Origin of the sequence: Faecalibacterium sp. DFI.5.82 (genome assembly GCF_029076575.1) — a bacterium.
In the GTDB taxonomy this organism is placed as follows: domain Bacteria; phylum Bacillota; class Clostridia; order Oscillospirales; family Ruminococcaceae; genus Faecalibacterium; species Faecalibacterium duncaniae.
Genome location: NZ_JARFIS010000965.1, coordinates 1 through 293, shown reverse-complemented (window position 1 = coordinate 293; position 293 = coordinate 1). Strand labels below are relative to the sequence as shown.

General features: G+C 70.0%; 1 pseudogene. It reads right to left on the bottom strand.

Annotation, left to right across the window (positions count from 1 at the left end):
* Positions 1–293, bottom strand: a pseudogene (locus P0G09_RS19700) (excinuclease ABC subunit UvrA); the annotation flags it as partial.

Sequence of the window (293 nt, the reverse complement as noted above, 5' to 3'; positions counted from 1 at the left end):
CACGCCCCGCAGGCCCTCGATGTTGGAGGGGTGCAGGCCGATGGAGGGCTCGTCCAGCACATAGAGTACGCCGGAGGTGCGGTTGCGCACCGAGCGGGCCAGCTGCACCCGTTGGCGCTCCCCTGTGGAAAGGGTGGCAGCCTCCCGGTCAAGGGAGAGGTAGCCCAGCCCCAGCTCCAGCAGGCGGGCGGCGGTGGCCTGAAAGGACTCGCAGATGCTCTCAGCCATGGGGCGCATCTCCACGGGCAGGGAGGCGGGTACCCCCTCTACCCACTGCACCAGCGTGTCCAGCG